This window comes from Robertkochia marina, from assembly GCF_004799345.1.
Lineage (GTDB): Bacteria > Bacteroidota > Bacteroidia > Flavobacteriales > Flavobacteriaceae > Robertkochia > Robertkochia marina.
The window spans coordinates 902,401-918,355 of the sequence record NZ_SSMC01000002.1 but is presented as its reverse complement, the minus strand read 5'-3'; the positions used below and the strand labels follow the sequence as shown (position 1 = coordinate 918,355).

Sequence of the window (15,955 nt, the reverse complement as noted above, 5' to 3'; positions counted from 1 at the left end):
CGTTACAATTTAGAAAAAGTGATCAGTAATATACTTATCATGGCCAGGACAACTCCGATCCAGTTTTTCGGTTGTAACTTTTCCCGAAAGAGTACAATTCCGAAAATCGTTGTCAGGAGTACGATAGCTACATTGTTTACTGAAAAAACCACCGAACTCTCCATGGCATCTTGCTTCAGGGCTTTCAAGATAAAATAGATGGAAAAATAATTGGGGATCCCAAGAAAAATTCCTCCAAGAATGTCCTTGGGTCTGAATGATAATTTGCCGGTCGACAGGCGGTAAATGAGTACGGTAGATCCGGCCAATGCAGCAATGGCAAAAATGCTGGAAGAGTATAAGGGAAACGCTTCCTGGGCAACATATTTTGACTCCAAATATTTCAGGGTGGTGTCTATGATCCCCGAGCCTGCGAACAGAATGGCCGGTAAGAACCATTTGTTTCTGTTTAGTCTGTTAGGTTCATCGGCCTTTAAAGAAACCAGGTATACGGCAGCCAGGGCCAGGATGATCCCGGCTGATTTTATGATATTCATTGATTCTCCGTAAACGGCGATCCCAAATATAACAGGAATGACCAACGACATCTTACCTGCAACCGAAGCTACCGAAAGCCCTATTTCCTGGGCCGTTCGTGCCATGACCATGAAAATAAAAATAAACATGAATCCCAGAAATACCGTGCCCGGAAACCAGGCGCTGCCGGTAACCTGTGCAATATTCCACGGAGAGGGGTAAAGCAATAACCCGGTGATACTGGCAACCAGGTAATTTATCACGATCGCATTGAAAGTGTTAACCTGGTATTTATTAAACAATTTAAAGATCACAAATAGTGAACTGGAAACAAGAACACTTAGAAAAAGATAGATCACAGGGGGAGGTTTTTGTTGAACAGCTCTGTTACATCTTCAGTTCCCGGGATCAAATTCCAGGTATGTATTCCTAAAGAGGCAGCTGCCCGGGTGTTTTCAGGAAGATCGTCAATAAATAGTGTCTCACCGGCCGACAATCTGTTTTCTTCCAGGACGAACTTGTAGATGTCTGTGTTGGGTTTTCTGTAACCGATCTCGTGAGAGAGATAAAATTTTTCAAATGATCTTCGAAATCTATTATACAGCGACGCCTCGGTATTGGCAATCACCTGTTCCATATGCAGGGCATTGGTGTTGCTCAACAGAAATAACCGATACGGATGTTCTGATCGTAATGCTTCAAGAAATTCAACCCTGTATTCCGGGAGATCCAGTATAATTGAATTCCATATGTCAATTAGCCGGTTTTCATCCTCACAGGAAAGCTTTCTCAGGTAATGCGCTACAAAGTCGGAGGTAGTGATCTCACCTTTTTCATACTGTTCATTGGTCTGAAGGGTGTTGTCATCTAAAACAAACCCCGGATCGAGTGCATGTATCCCTCTTAGGGGTGCCTCCTTATCAAGGTTGATGAAAATGTCGCCAAAGTCAAATATGATGTTCTTTATTTTTCCGTGCATATTCTGCGGATAAAATTAATGTTCGTTCCTAAAAAATAATAAACGGTCGTTCCCTGAGTGTTGAGAGGCGTAAGCCTGTGGTTGCAGGGAAGGGGCTTTTATGCCTGCTTCCAGCATAACGTCAGATCTGAATACACGAGCTTCGTCCCAAAGACCCTCCTTGATAAAGCTGCTCAGTGTTACCGCGCCTCCTTCAATAATGATGCTTTGAATGTTTCTTTCAAAGAGCGTTGCGCATACTTGCTGCGGAAAGGTGATGTTTTTGTTAAGAGGAATAAATTCAACATTGGAAGGTAGGCTTTGGGAATGCCTTTTGACATCTTCTGTAAATACCAGGGTGGGTGCCTTTCCGTCAAATAACCGATAATTCAACGGAATGTTTCCTGTTTTGTCAATAACGATTCTGACAGGACTGTTTCCGAACCAATCTCTCGTATTCAATGCAGGGTTGTCTGCCATGGCGGTCCCTGTACCCACAAGAATTGCTTGCTCCTCGCTTCTCCACTTATGCACCAGTTGACGGGAAGTCTTTCCGCTTAACCATACCGGTTTGGGGTTTTCTGAATTTCGTGTGTCCGGCTGGGGGGCTATATAACCATCAACACTTTCTGCCCATTTCAGGATGATGTATGGACGCTTTTTTTCATGAAAACAAAAAAACCTTCTGTTGAGCCAACGGCATTCCTCTTCAAGCACCCCAATAGTTACATCGCATCCGTGCTCTATAAGTTGTTTCACCCCTCTGCCGCTAACTTCCTTATTAGAATCTAAAGTACCAATAACGACACGGGGTATCTCCATGGCGGTGATCAGGTCTGCACAGGGAGGGGTTTTGCCGTGATGCGAACACGGTTCCAGGGTAACATACAAGGTAGCCTTCCTTAAAAGTGATGCATCCTTAACAGCGCTGATCGCATTAACCTCGGCATGAGGGCCTCCTGCCTTACTGGTATATCCTTCGCCAATAATACTCCCATTATGAACGATCACACAGCCAACAGATGGATTTGGAAAGGTATTTCCCAGTCCGTTTTTGGCAATTTCAAGACATCGTTTTATGTAGATTTCATGTATCTTCACACTCGCAAAATTACTATTTTAATTCAGCTATGAGCAGTATTCGGATCAGAGAAATCCAACCGGACGATAACGAGCAGATGGCAAAGGTGTTACGAACCGTTTTAGTGGAAATGGGAGTGCCAAAAGTAGGGACGGCTTATGCAGACCCTTCGGTAGATCAAATGTATGAGGCTTACCAACAGGATAGGGCAGTTTACTTTGTTCTGGAGCAGGATGGAGAGATACTCGGAGGGGCAGGAGTGGCTCAATTGGATAATTACGAAGGCCCGGTGTGCGAACTCCAAAAAATGTACTTTCTCAAAGAAGTAAGAGCTCTGGGTTTAGGGCAGCGAATGATAGAAGCCTGTATTGAAAAGGCCAGGGAATTTCAGTATGAGCAAATGTATATAGAAACCATGCCTTATATGAAGCAGGCTCAAAAGCTCTATGTAAAAAATGGCTTTAAATATATTGATGCCCCTATGGGCGATACCGGACATTCTGCCTGCCCGGTTTGGTTGTTGAAAGATCTCTGATATGAAGCTTTTCGAATTTCGAAACTTTTTTTTTGATCGGCTGGAGGGGGTGTATCCGGAAGAGGAGATACTGGCACTCTTCAGGGTTGTGATGGAAGAAGTACCGGGTTATAAAGCCTATGAGATAACCCTTAGACGCGATGAGGTTCTTTCTGATGGAACCCTTGATGAATTACTGAAGATCACCGCCCGTTTAAAAGCTGAAGAACCTGTTCAGTACATTTTCGGTCATGCTACATTTATGGGGAGAGTATTTGAGGTTGATGAAAATACGTTGATTCCCAGGCAGGAAACCGAAGAGCTGGTAGCGTGGATCACCGAGGAAACTCCGGATGCTGAATTAAACATCCTCGATATAGGTACCGGTACCGGATGCATTGCCATTTCTCTGGCAGCCGCCCTAACCAGGGCCGAGGTGTATGCGATCGATATAAGCTCAAAAACCCTGGAAATAGCTCAGAAAAATGCATCTTCCAACCATGTTGATGTCCGGTTCATGCAAAGAGATATCCTTAAAACAACCTCCTTGAATGATCTTTTTAAGGCATCTAAGGATCAACGCTTTGATGTGATCGTTTCCAACCCACCTTACGTAAGAGACCTGGAAAAACAGGAAATAAAAAACAATGTACTAAAGCATGAACCCTCACAGGCCCTATTTGTTTCTGACAGGGATCCACTAATATTTTATCGGAAGATTTCTGAATTAGCCTATCAGAATTTATCACCGGGCGGAAAGTTATTTTTTGAGATCAATCAGTATCTTGGGCAGGAAACGAAAGATCTGGTTGCATCTTTTGGGTTTTCTGAGGTGGTTCTCAGAAAAGACCTTTCAGGAAACGACCGTATGATAAAAGCAATAAAATGAAAAGCATATCTGTATTTTGCGGCAGTACAATGGGTAATGATCCGGTATTTAAACAGGAAGCCTATGCCTTGGGTCAGACATTGGCCGGCAAAGGAATCAGACTGGTTTACGGTGGAGGCAAATCAGGACTTATGGGAGCGGCAGCAGCTGGTGCCCTGGATGCCGGGGGAGAGGTTGTTGGGGTGATTCCGGAATTTCTGATGGAAAAAGAGGAGACACATCACGGACTTACCGAATTGATAGTGACCCAAAACATGCATGAAAGAAAGCTTATTTTGAATGAAAAGGCTGATGGCTTTATTGCAATGCCGGGTGGGTTTGGTACCCTGGAAGAATTGTTTGAGATCATAACCTGGTTGCAGTTAGGGCTGCATAATAAGCCGGTAGGGGTTTTAAACACCAAAGGTTATTACGATCATCTTTTCGCCTTACTTGATCATATGGTGTTAAATGAATTACTGAAGCCCGATAACCGGAAAAGATTACTGAAACATAACGATATTAACGAATTAATAATAACAATGCAGGAGTGGCCGTCAGGTGATTTCCAGTCCCGCATTCATGAAGATCAATTGTAACATGGAGGAGATCCAAAAAAAGATAATTGAACTTAGAAAAGAGTTAAGCAGGCACAACCATTTGTACTATGTGCTGGATGCCCCGGAGATCAGCGACTATGAGTTTGACATGAAGTTAAAAGAACTTCAGGCCTTAGAAGCTGCTCATCCTGAATTTTACGACCCAAATTCACCCACAGTGAGAGTAGGGGGAGCGGTTACCAAGAAATTTGAAACCGTTGTTCATGAACACCGAATGTATTCCCTTGAAAACTCTTATTCTAAAGAAGAGCTGGAAGAATGGGAAAAGCGCATCGAGCGCATGTTGGGAACTAATGAACTGTCATTTACCTGTGAGCTCAAATATGATGGGGCGTCAATCAGCCTCACCTATGAAAACGGTGAACTCTTAAGGGCTGTTACACGAGGGGATGGCTTTCAGGGGGATGAGGTAACCAATAATATAAAAACGATCAGATCGGTGCCGCTTAAACTCAGCGGGGAGGATTATCCGAAGCGTTTTGATATTCGCGGAGAGATCATGCTGCCTCTTGATGGTTTTGCAAAAATGAATCAGGAGCGTATTGAGGCAGGAGAAGACCCCTATATGAATCCCAGAAATACTGCAAGCGGAAGTCTGAAGCTGCAGGATAGTGCAGAAGTTGCCAAGCGACCGCTTGAATGTTATCTCTACAGCCTGACCGGGAATGACCTTGGGGTGAATACCCAGATGGAAGCGCTTGAAAAAGCAAAGTCCTGGGGTTTTAAGGTGCCTGATACGGCGGCCTATTGTAAGTCTCTGAATGACGTGTTGGCCTATGCAGACTATTGGGATGCTCATCGCCATGATCTTCCTTACGAGATCGATGGAGTGGTGGTAAAGGTAAATGAGTTCTCACATCAGGATGAACTGGGATATACGGCCAAATCACCAAGATGGGCCATTGCTTATAAATTCAAAGCCGAAGAGGCAACCACCACCCTGGAGAGTATTATCTATCAGGTGGGGCGTACCGGGGCCATTACCCCTGTGGCGAATCTGAAACCGGTATTGTTGGCCGGTACTACGGTGAAAAGAGCCTCTCTTCATAATGCCGATCAGATCGAAAAACTGGATATCAGGGTGGGCGATGAGGTTTTTGTGGAAAAAGGAGGGGAGATCATTCCGAAGATCACCAAGGTCGATTTTACAAAAAGAGCTATCGATTCGACTCCTACCGAGTATATCAAGGAATGCCCGGAGTGTGGCACGCCCCTGATCAGAAAAGAAGGAGAAGCCCAGCATTATTGTCCGAATACCTATGGGTGTCCGCCTCAGATCACTGGGCGAATTCAACATTACATCTCCCGTAAAGCCATGGATATTGAAGGTTTAGGAGCAGAAACGGTAGAGTTGCTTTTTAAAGAGGGACTTATAAAGAACTATGCAGACCTTTATGTGCTTACCAAAGAGCAGGTTGTGCCGCTGGAGCGGATGGCTGAGAAATCTGCCGAAAACCTGGTGGAGGGTGTGGAGCAGTCTAAGAACATACCCTTTGAAAAGGTGTTGTTTGCATTGGGTATCCGCTTTGTAGGAGAGACCGTTGCGAAAAAGCTGGCCAGGTCCTTCAAATCAATAGATGCCCTTGCTGAAGCTTCGGTTGAACAGCTTATTGCAGTAGATGAGATCGGGGTAAAGATCGCAGAAAGTGTCGTAGAATTTTTTAATAATGAGAAAAATCTCGAAATTATAGAACGTTTACGCAGCTATGGCGTTCGCTTATCTATTCCTGAAGAGGAGTTGCAACAGATGGGTACGGCTTTTGAAGGGCTCAGCTTTGTGGTGTCTGGAGTATTTGAAAAAATGAGCAGGAATGAGCTTAAGAAGACTATAGAGGATAACGGCGGTAAGGTGTCTTCATCGATCTCTTCCAAGACGAGTTATGTGGTGGCAGGAGATAAGATGGGTCCCAGCAAGAGAGAAAAAGCAGAAAAATTAAACGTACCTATTATAACAGAAGATGAATTCTTGAATATGATCTGATGATAAAACTTTTGCAATGGAAATGGTATCTGGTTGTAGCGGCAGCTTATCTGATCGTTGTCATCCTTAAATTTGAGGTGTTGGCAGAGATCCTTAAACTGCAATTGCTGCCAATGGTATTTTGGCAGCATTACAGGGCCCGGAGAAAAGTTCACAGAATTTCCTGGATCATTTTCATTTGCTATTACATAGGAGATATTATTTGGCCCATTAAAACCGAGCAATTGTACCCTTTTATGTTATTTTTCTTCGGGATGGGGCATTTGGTGTTCATTTATATAGCCTATAAATGTATTAAGGATGTTAGCCTGAAAAAAATATTGTTTTCCTTTTTACCCTTTATTGCACTGTGGTTCGTTTATTTTCTGTTTAGTATCAAGGATATTTTTGGAGCGAAAATGGGCACCCTTTATCCTGTAATAATGATCTATGCTTCCCTGGTGATACTGTTTTTCTTTCTTGCCCTCGTTAAGTTTTTTAATGATGAGCGTAAAGTCTACCTCTTTACGGTGATCATGGCTCTTGCACTGACTTTCGGAGATATTATGCATGGTTTCTACACCTTCGTGTCTCCTCTTTTCATTTTTCTATTCTCTCATGCTTTTGCTACTACAGTGCAGTACTTTTTTATGTTGCGATTTTTTAATGAATTTGATTACAGGGAAATCACCTCTGCAAAAACAGAGCAAAACCCCTGATGAAACACATTGTTGTATTTGTAACAAAATGTTTTATATTCATACAAGCTGCTTTCTTAATTTTGTGATGGAAATAATGTAAACTTTATCTTTGCGGTTTAATGCAAGAATAGATGATCTTAAAAAGCTTAAAAGACAAAGCTATTGATAAGCGTATTCGCCGTGAACTTCAAAGAGAAGGTGAAAGGTACTTATCGGCCCCCGGTGACATACGCTCACTGGCTATCATCATTGATTATGATAAGCTGGCCGATATAAGGCCCTTGTTACAATTAGCCACTGCTTTAAACGTTGCAAATGAAAAGGTGTTTATTTTGGGATACGTAGAGAAGGTGCATAAGTCTGTTAACTACCTGATTCCCGTTTTTTCTGAAGCAACGGTCAAGGGTAATGGATTGGTCAGATCAAACGAGGTACAGGATTTTTTATCCAGGAACTATGATCTGCTGATCAATTACTACGGGCAGGCAACTCCGGTCATGAAGTTGATGACAGTACTTACCCGTGCTTCCTTTAAAGTAGGCTTGTCGGCAGATCTCTCTGATTTCAATGACTTAACGTTGCTGACAGAGCCCGGTGATTTTGAGAATTTCCGCGATGAATTAGTAAAGTATTTAAAGATCTTAAGCAATAAATAATGAAGGCATTTAAGGGAACAGGGGTGGCTTTAATAACTCCTTTCAGGGAGGATTTGAGTGTGGATACCCGGTCTTTGGAACGATTGGTAGAATATGTGATAGCGGGAGGTGTTGATTACCTGGTGGTTTTAGGTACCACGGCAGAAGCTGCCACGTTAAATTCTGAGGAGAAGAAATTAGTGAAAGAAACGGTGGTGGCGGCCAACAAAGGGCGTTTGCCATTGGTTTTAGGAGTGGGAAGTAATAATACCTCGGAGGTGGTTGAAGCTTTAACACCGGATAACCTGCAAGGATATGATGCCGTGCTTTCGGTGTCTCCCTACTACAACAAGCCAACACAGGAAGGTATTTACAGGCATTTTGAACAGGTGGCTTTGAATTCGTCTCTTCCTGTGATCCTTTACAATGTTCCGGGAAGAACAGCATCAAATATGCTTCCGGAGACGGTGGTTCGATTGGCCAACGATTTTGAAAACATTATTGGTATCAAGGAGGCAGCGGGAGATATGGTTCAGGCCATGAGGCTATTAAAGGATGTTCCTGATAATTTTATGGTTATTTCCGGAGATGATATGCTTACCCTGCCCATGGTGGCAGCAGGAGGTGCCGGAGTAATTTCGGTGATCGGTCAGGGCTTGCCCGAGAAGTTCTCATCGATGGTGGTTGCTGCCGGGGAGGCTCATTTGAAAAAAGCCAACGCCCTTCATTTTGAGTTGATGGATGTGATCGATTATATCTTCGAGGAGGGTAATCCTGCGGGTATTAAGTCATTATTACATCAGTTGGATGTGATCGAATCACCGGCGGTACGACTTCCGTTGGTAGAAGCCTCAGAAGGTTTGAGAAGTAAGATCTCAAAGTATCTTCAAATCGGAGCTGCCCTGATGTAAATTTTGTAAAAACTATGATACCTATAAAGGTTTTGACATTCTTGTTGTCAAAGCCTTTTTTTATGGTAAATTGCAGGCCGGCGCATAACCGTTAAAGTTTTAATAAATCATTTCTTTAGAGGTTGAAGCCCTTTATTTTTAGCGTGATTGAAATAGTTTTTAATATTTAAGATATTTATCTAATTTTGCCCGATGATTAAAAAATACAGAACCCTGCTTACCGGTGTATTAGCCACTGTTCTGCTATCTTCCTGCAGTGAGTATCAAAAGGTGCTCAAGGAAGACGATGTGAAGAAAAAATATGAAATGGCAGAAAAGCTTTATAGTGAAGGGGATTATACCCGTGCTATCAGGCTTTTTGATCAGATCGTTCCTAATTATATTGGAAAACCCCAGGGAGAGCGTATTATTTACTTTTATGCCGACAGTTATTACCAAAAAGAACAGTATTACCAATCGGCCTATCAATTCGAGAGATTTGCAAAATCGTATCCAAGGAGTGAAAAAGTAGAGCAAGCTGCTTTTCTTGGAGCAAAAAGCGAGTACCTGACCTCTCCCAAATACAGTCTTGATCAGGCAGAAACCAAGGAGGCCATAGAGCGTTTACAGGTGTACATCAACTCATACCCGGAGTCTGAGAAGCTGGAAGAGGCCAATGCAATGGTGCAGGATCTGAGAAGGAAGCTGGACAAAAAGTCTTTTGAGATAGCCAAACAATACAACACCATATCTGATTATTTTGCGTCAATTAAATCTTTTGAACTATTTTTAAAAGATAATCCCGGATCGGAGTACCGTGAAGATGCTTTATTTTACAAGTTTACGGCAGAATATAACCTGGCCATGAACAGTATATACAGCAAACGTGAAGAGCGTTTAAATAATGCCATCGAGACGTATAACGTGCTGCTTGAAGATTATGCAGAAGGTCAATACCGTGAAGATGCAGAAGATATGTTGACCGATATTAATAAAGAATTAGAACAATTTAGTAAATAACTATAGACCATGAGTGAAGTTAGAAATTCTGAAGCGCCGGTTTCTACCGTTACCTATAACCGTAACGAGATCGATAAGCCTACAGAGAACATTTACGAAGCAATTTCTGTGATTGCCAAGCGTGCTAACCAGATCAACGCAGAGATAAAAAAGGAACTTATCGAAAAGCTCGAGGAGTTTGCTACCTACACTGACAGTCTTGAAGAGATCTTCGAGAATAAAGAGCAGATCGAGGTGTCAAAATTTTATGAAAAGCTTCCGAAGCCTCATGCCATTGCTATTGAAGAATGGTTGAACGATAAGATCTATTACAGAAATACCGAAAAAGAAGGCTAAGTTATGTCTATCTTAAGCGGCAAAAATGTTCTGCTTGGCATATCAGGTGGCATTGCCGCATATAAATCGGCCCTGTTGGTAAGAAGTTTTATCAAGGCCGGAGCAAGCGTTAAAGTGGTAATGACCGAGAGTGCTAAAGACTTCGTTACCCCTTTAACGCTTTCTACATTGTCTAAGCATCCTGTGCTTTCATCGTTTACCAATGAAGAGGATGAAAATGATGTTTGGAATAATCACGTAGAGTTAGGGTTGTGGGCCCACCTTATGGTGGTGGCACCTGCAACCGCCAATACCCTTTCTAAAATGGCCAACGGAGTTTGTGATAACCTTTTGCTGGCCACCTACCTTTCTGCCAAATGTCCTGTGTTTGTAGCCCCGGCTATGGATCTGGATATGTATAAGCACCCATCTACCAGGACGTCTCTCGAGAAACTTACTCAATTTGGCAATGTTGTTATTCCGGCTGCACATGGCGAATTAGCCAGCGGATTGGTAGGCGAAGGCCGTATGGCCGAACCTGATGATATTGTTGACTTTGTTGATAAGGTCTTAAAAGAGAAGGCCCCTTTGTATGGAAAAAAGGTGCTTATTACCGCAGGGCCTACTCATGAACCCATAGATCCCGTTCGCTTTATAGGGAATCACTCTTCGGGTAAAATGGGCTTCGAACTCGCCTTGAGGGCAGCCGATCTGGGTGCTGAGGTGATCCTGGTTTCCGGTCCCACTCATTTAAAAGTTTCTAATGCTCAAATCAGTCTTGTTCCTGTGGTTACGGCCCAGGACATGTATGAAGCAGTTCATGAGTATTATAGCGATGCAGATATAGCTATTCTGGCTGCTGCAGTGGCTGATTACCGGCCTGCACAGGTTGCCGGAGAAAAGATCAAGAAGCATACCGCAGCCATGACTATCAACCTGGAGCCTACCAGAGATATCCTCGCTTCGCTGGGAGAACAAAAGAAAAATCAGTTCCTGGTGGGATTTGCCCTGGAAACGAATAACGAGCTGGAGAATGCCAGGAAGAAACTTTCTAAAAAGAACCTGGATGCTATTGTGTTGAATTCCCTCAGAGATGAAGGTGCCGGTTTTGGAAAACCGACAAATAAAATTACATTTATAGACAAGCAAGGGGAGGAAGTATCTTTTTCCCTTAAATCCAAAACCGAGGTGGCAGCGGATATTTTTAATGAAATCCTTCTTCGTTTTGATGTTAAAGAAAATTAGTCTGTGTCTCAGCTTGCTTATGAGCGTTTTTGTTTTCGGACAAGAACTGAACTGCACGGTGATCGTTAATTCTGATCAGGTTGAGCAAACCAATCAACAGATCTTCAGAACCCTTGAGCGTTCCCTCAATGATTTTGTGAATAAAACCCGGTGGACCGGCCGGCAGGTAGATCCGGAGAAAAGAATAGAATGCAGCATGCTGCTTACGATCACTGATTTTGAGAACAGCAGCTTTACAGGAACGATACAAATACAATCCAACCGACCTGTTTATAACAGTAACTATCAATCTCCCGTATTTAACCACCAGGACAAACAATTTAATTTTAATTACGTAGAGTTTCAGCCGTTGTTCTTTAACCCAAACGTGTTTGACTCCAACCTCTCTGCGGTGATCACGTATTATGTCTATATCATTCTTGGTATCGATGCAGATACTTTTTCCAGAGAAGGAGGAACGCCGTTCTTTAAACAGGCTCAGAATATAGTTGGATTGGCTCAGGGGAGTGGTTACCTGGGGTGGCAGCAAACCGATGGAAACCGGACTCGCTGGGAACTGGTAGATAACTTACTCTCTAATACCTTCAGAGAGTACCGCCTTGCGTTGTATAATTATCATCGTCTGGGTATGGATAACCTGGCCGATAATCAACTCCTTGCTAAAAAATCCATGGCCGCTTCTATGAATCTTTTTGAGCGCCTCAACCAGAATCGTCCAAACTCGTTTGTGCTGCAGACCTTTTTTGATGCCAAATCAGAAGAGATTGCCAGTATTTTCAGTGGAGGTCCGCAAACGGATACCAATGATCTGGTAAGTATCTTGTCAAGAGTGGCGCCGCTCTATAGTGAAACCTGGTCAAGAATTAACTAGACACCCCGTTTTTTAAGCAGTAAAATACCTTTATATTTGGGGTTAAAACCTCAAACGTTGTTAGCATCTCTCAACATCAAGAATTACGCCCTGATCGACCAAATGCAAGTGCAATTTGATCAGGGGTTTACCACTATTACCGGAGAAACCGGAGCCGGGAAATCCATCCTTCTGGGCGGGCTCTCTCTGATACTCGGAAAAAGAGCCGATCTGAACAGTTTACGGGACCCTTCAGAAAAATGTGTGCTTGAAGCAGTGTTTAATATTAAACGCTATGGGCTTCAGTCGTTTTTCGAGGCCGAAGACCTGGACTATGAAGATCAAACCATTATTCGCCGAGAAATACTTCCCAGCGGGAAGTCCAGAGCCTTCATTAATGATACCCCTGTTACTTTAGGGGTGTTATCGGCCCTTGGAGAGCAACTGGTAGATATTCATTCACAGCATCAAACCCTGAAGCTTACAGAGAATGATTTTCAATTCAGGTTTATTGATGCCGTAGCTCAGAACGTTTCCTCGTTGGCAACCTATGGGAAGGAACTCAAGGAACTGAGGCGCCTGGAGAAAGATCTCAGAGAGATGGTCTCACATAAGCAGGAAGCGGTAAAAGAATATGATTACAACCAATTTCTGCTGAAAGAATTGCAGGAAGCAAGGCTGCAGCCCGGAATGCTTGAAGAGCTTGAAGAAACCTACGAAAAGCTTAACAATGTGGAGTTGATCAAGGAGCAATTGGGGTACGGACTCCAGATCCTGGAAGATGAGCAAATGGGGGTGAACACCCTGGTGACCGATCTTAAGAACACCCTGAAAAAGCTCTCCGGTTTTGGGGAAGTATATCAGGAGTTGGCTAAAAGAATAGAATCTGTTTTTATCGAACTGGACGACGCCGGTAATGAATTAAGAGACCTGGAAGCTGATATAGAAGCAGACCCTGCTCAACTGGAAGAAACCAATACAAAGCTCCAGCAGATCTATGCCCTTCAAAAAAAGCATGGGGTAATGGAAATAGAAGAGCTGTTGAGCATTCAGGAAGAGCTTGAGAACAAGGTGATCTCTGCAGAAGGTATTGATGAGCGCATTTCGGAACAGGAGGAATTGATCAGGGAGAAGACCGGGGCTTTAAATGAACTCGCCGATCGAATCAGGGCAAATCGGTTAAAGGTGATCCCTCAATTGAAGGAAGATCTGGAAAAAGCGTTGGCTCCCCTTGGTATGCCTAATGCCCGTTTCAGCATAGAGCTTACCCCCACCGGTGAATTCGGAGTGAACGGGAAGGATGACTTACTGTTTTTGTTCTCTGCCAATACAGGAGGAAGCTTTAATGAACTTCGAAAAGTGGCTTCAGGAGGAGAATTGTCGCGAATCATGCTGGTTATAAAAGCCATGCTGGCCCAGTATATGGCCCTGCCTACCATCATGTTTGATGAGATCGATACAGGGGTCTCAGGTGAGGTGTCTAATAAGATGGCAGCGATCATGCAGCAAATGAGCCAGGGCATGCAGGTGTTTACCATTACGCATTTACCCCAGGTGGCTGCCAAAGGCAACCGGCAATACAAGGTATATAAAACCGAAAAAGACGGCAAGACCTATTCTGATATCAGGGTTCTTGAAGATACAGAACGAATAAACGAGCTGGCAGAGATGCTGGGCGGGAAGCAACTTACTGATTCTGCCCTGGCTCATGCAAGGGAGTTACTTACGGCTCATAAATGAAAAAATAGCCTTGCCGGGCCTGCATTTTAAGAATACCGCAATGTTTTCAGAATAATTTCAATATTTTTGAGCCGCAATACTCAACTGATAATTAAATTTTAAAAGCAAATGTCATACAACTTATTAAAAGGAAAGAAAGGGATCATCTTTGGTGCTCTTGATGAAAATTCGATTGCCTGGAAAACCGCTGTTAGAGCACATGAAGAAGGGGCAGAGTTCGTGCTTACCAATGCACCTATCGCTATGAGAATGGGACAGATCAAGAGCCTGGCTGAACAAACCGGTTCAGAGATCATTCCTGCTGATGCAACCAATATGGAAGACCTTGAAAACCTTGTAGAGAAGTCTATGGAGATCCTTGGCGGTAAGATCGATTTTGTTCTGCATTCTATCGGAATGTCTGTAAACGTTCGAAAAGGTCGTGCCTATACGGATCAGAATTATGGATTTACTGAAAAAGGTTGGGATGTTTCGGCGCTTTCTTTTCACAAAGTTTGCCAGACATTGTATCAAAAAGATGCCATGAATGAATGGGGGAGTATCGTAGCCCTGACTTATATGGCGGCTCAGCGTACGTTTCCTGACTACAATGATATGGCCGATAATAAAGCCTATTTGGAATCTATCGCGAGAAGTTTTGGATATTTCTTCGGTAAGGATAAAAAAGTAAGAGTAAATACCATTTCACAGTCGCCCACCCCAACTACTGCAGGCCAGGGTGTTAAAGGATTTGACGGATTTATTGCCTATGCAGAGCAAATGTCGCCCCTGGGTAATGCTACCGCCGATGACTGTGCCGATTATACGGTGAGTTTATTCTCTGACCTTACTAAAAAGGTAACCATGCAAAACCTTTTCCACGACGGAGGTTTCTCAAACACCGGAGTAAGTAATGAGGTGATGGATAAGTTCATTCAATAAAAGAATAACTCATTATATAAGGCCACCTGGATACAGGTGGCTTTTTTTATGGGATAATAGCTACTTTTACAGAACGCTGTTAAAAGAAAATAACCTTTCGATCTTTCTGAGACTATGGATCTGTCTTATTCGTTTGTCGTTCCTGTGTATAACCGGCCACAGGAAATAAAAGAGCTGCTGGAAAGCATGACCGCCCTTGAAGGTGAGATCCCATTTGAAGTGGTGATCGTAGAAGACGGTTCAACCCTTGATTCGGAGGCCGTCATAACAGGTTTCTCTGACCTTCTTAATATTTCCTATTATAAAAAACCAAACACCGGACCCGGTGATTCCAGAAATTATGGAATGAAAAGAGCCGGGGGTAATTATTTCATTATCCTTGACTCCGATTGTTTACTTCCGGCTTCCTACATGGAGACCGTTCATCGGGAACTTCAAGGGGAATATACCGATTGCTTTGGGGGTCCGGATGCAGCACACCCTTCGTTCACTGACCTTCAAAAAGCAATTAACTTTACCATGACCTCTTTTTTGACAACAGGAGGTATTCGGGGCGGTAAAAAAGCGGTGGATAAGTTTCAACCCCGTAGTTTTAATATGGGCATCTCTAAAAAAGCCTTTGAGGCTACCGGGGGCTTCGGTATCATACATCCGGGAGAAGATCCTGATCTTACCATCCGGATCTGGAAGGCCGGGTTTACTACCCGGTTAATCTCAGGGGCCTATGTATATCATAAAAGAAGGATCTCCTGGAAGAGTTTCTACAATCAGGTGAAAAAGTTTGGAAAAACACGCCCGATACTTAATTCCTGGCACCCCCATACCAAAAAGATCACCTACTGGTTCCCTACCTTTTTTATAGCAGGTTTGTTGATGGCTGTACTCCTGGCTTTATGGGGCTGGCCCTATTGGCTTTATGGGTACGCTGTGTATTTTGTTCTGGTGTTTCTGGGAGCATCATTGGCTGAAAGATCACTGCGTGTAGGCTTTATGAGCGTTATTGCAGTGTCGCTGCAGTTTACAGGATATGGACTCGCTTTTGCCTACTCTCATTTTTTAATTAATTTAATGCGAAAGGATCCGGAAAAGACCTTCCCGGGCTTATTCTTTAATTAAACAGA

The 15,955-nt window shown here is 43.3% G+C and carries 17 protein-coding genes; 14 read left to right on the top strand and 3 right to left on the bottom strand.

The window, feature by feature from the left end:
• Positions 1-2: 2 nt before the first annotated feature.
• Genes E7Z59_RS10470 through ribD form a run of 3 tightly spaced genes read right to left on the bottom strand, consistent with a single transcriptional unit; the run spans position 3 to position 2,575 of the window.
• Positions 3-875: a DMT family transporter gene (locus E7Z59_RS10470; RefSeq protein WP_136336265.1), complete on the bottom strand. Its 873-nt coding sequence runs from the start codon at positions 873-875 to the stop codon at positions 3-5.
• Complete coding sequence (locus E7Z59_RS10465; RefSeq protein ID WP_136336264.1) at positions 872-1,495, bottom strand: HAD family hydrolase; 624 nt, start codon at positions 1,493-1,495, stop codon at positions 872-874. The genes E7Z59_RS10470 and E7Z59_RS10465 overlap by 4 nt, the downstream gene beginning before the upstream one ends.
• Before the next feature lie 15 nt (positions 1,496-1,510).
• The gene (gene ribD / locus E7Z59_RS10460) at positions 1,511-2,575 is read right to left on the bottom strand and encodes a bifunctional diaminohydroxyphosphoribosylaminopyrimidine deaminase/5-amino-6-(5-phosphoribosylamino)uracil reductase RibD (protein ID WP_242015670.1); all 1,065 of its coding nucleotides are present in this window, start codon (positions 2,573-2,575) and stop codon (positions 1,511-1,513) included.
• Positions 2,576-2,604: 29 nt separating this feature from the next.
• Between ribD and E7Z59_RS10455 the strand changes: the two genes are divergently transcribed.
• From E7Z59_RS10455 to E7Z59_RS10390, 14 genes are all read left to right on the top strand, one after another.
• Positions 2,605-3,090 carry a GNAT family N-acetyltransferase gene (locus tag E7Z59_RS10455; RefSeq protein WP_136336263.1) on the top strand — a complete coding sequence of 162 codons (486 nt, stop codon included), beginning with the start codon at positions 2,605-2,607 and terminating at the stop codon, positions 3,088-3,090.
• Between the two features lies 1 nt (position 3,091).
• Positions 3,092-3,958 (top strand): peptide chain release factor N(5)-glutamine methyltransferase, encoded by an 867-nt coding sequence (prmC, locus tag E7Z59_RS10450; protein WP_136336262.1) that lies wholly within the window; start codon positions 3,092-3,094, stop codon positions 3,956-3,958.
• Complete coding sequence (locus tag E7Z59_RS10445; RefSeq protein WP_136336261.1) at positions 3,955-4,536, top strand: LOG family protein; 582 nt, start codon at positions 3,955-3,957, stop codon at positions 4,534-4,536. The genes prmC and E7Z59_RS10445 overlap by 4 nt, the downstream gene beginning before the upstream one ends.
• Positions 4,520-6,538 (top strand): NAD-dependent DNA ligase LigA, encoded by a 2,019-nt coding sequence (gene ligA / locus E7Z59_RS10440; RefSeq protein ID WP_242015671.1) that lies wholly within the window; start codon positions 4,520-4,522, stop codon positions 6,536-6,538. The genes E7Z59_RS10445 and ligA overlap by 17 nt, the downstream gene beginning before the upstream one ends.
• A complete protein-coding gene (locus E7Z59_RS10435; RefSeq protein ID WP_136336260.1) occupies positions 6,538-7,236 on the top strand; it encodes a hypothetical protein in 699 nt (232 codons plus the stop codon). The genes ligA and E7Z59_RS10435 overlap by 1 nt, the downstream gene beginning before the upstream one ends.
• A gap of 113 nt (positions 7,237-7,349) precedes the next feature.
• Positions 7,350-7,874, top strand: coding sequence for a DUF6913 domain-containing protein (locus tag E7Z59_RS10430; protein ID WP_136336259.1), 525 nt, complete (start codon positions 7,350-7,352; stop codon positions 7,872-7,874).
• Positions 7,874-8,764 carry a 4-hydroxy-tetrahydrodipicolinate synthase gene (gene dapA / locus E7Z59_RS10425; RefSeq protein ID WP_136336258.1) on the top strand — a complete coding sequence of 297 codons (891 nt, stop codon included), beginning with the start codon at positions 7,874-7,876 and terminating at the stop codon, positions 8,762-8,764. Before E7Z59_RS10430 ends, dapA begins: the two co-directional genes overlap by 1 nt.
• 192 nt (positions 8,765-8,956) lie before the next feature.
• The gene (locus E7Z59_RS10420; RefSeq protein ID WP_136336257.1) at positions 8,957-9,763 is read left to right on the top strand and encodes an outer membrane protein assembly factor BamD; all 807 of its coding nucleotides are present in this window, start codon (positions 8,957-8,959) and stop codon (positions 9,761-9,763) included.
• Positions 9,764-9,772: 9 nt separating this feature from the next.
• Positions 9,773-10,099 (top strand): DNA-directed RNA polymerase subunit omega, encoded by a 327-nt coding sequence (locus E7Z59_RS10415; protein WP_136336256.1) that lies wholly within the window; start codon positions 9,773-9,775, stop codon positions 10,097-10,099.
• A 3-nt stretch (positions 10,100-10,102) separates the two neighbouring features.
• Positions 10,103-11,323, top strand: a complete 1,221-nt coding sequence (gene coaBC, locus E7Z59_RS10410) for a bifunctional phosphopantothenoylcysteine decarboxylase/phosphopantothenate--cysteine ligase CoaBC (RefSeq protein ID WP_136336255.1) — start codon at positions 10,103-10,105, stop codon at positions 11,321-11,323.
• Positions 11,307-12,194: a type IX secretion system protein PorD gene (gene porD / locus E7Z59_RS10405; protein ID WP_136336254.1), complete on the top strand. Its 888-nt coding sequence runs from the start codon at positions 11,307-11,309 to the stop codon at positions 12,192-12,194. The genes coaBC and porD overlap by 17 nt, the downstream gene beginning before the upstream one ends.
• A gap of 57 nt (positions 12,195-12,251) precedes the next feature.
• Positions 12,252-13,913, top strand: coding sequence for a DNA repair protein RecN (recN, locus tag E7Z59_RS10400; RefSeq protein ID WP_136336253.1), 1,662 nt, complete (start codon positions 12,252-12,254; stop codon positions 13,911-13,913).
• Positions 13,914-14,021: 108 nt separating this feature from the next.
• Positions 14,022-14,834 (top strand): enoyl-ACP reductase FabI, encoded by an 813-nt coding sequence (locus E7Z59_RS10395; protein WP_136336252.1) that lies wholly within the window; start codon positions 14,022-14,024, stop codon positions 14,832-14,834.
• 114 nt (positions 14,835-14,948) lie between these two features.
• Positions 14,949-15,950 carry a glycosyltransferase gene (locus E7Z59_RS10390; protein ID WP_136336251.1) on the top strand — a complete coding sequence of 334 codons (1,002 nt, stop codon included), beginning with the start codon at positions 14,949-14,951 and terminating at the stop codon, positions 15,948-15,950.
• The last annotated feature ends 5 nt before the right edge of the window (positions 15,951-15,955 follow it).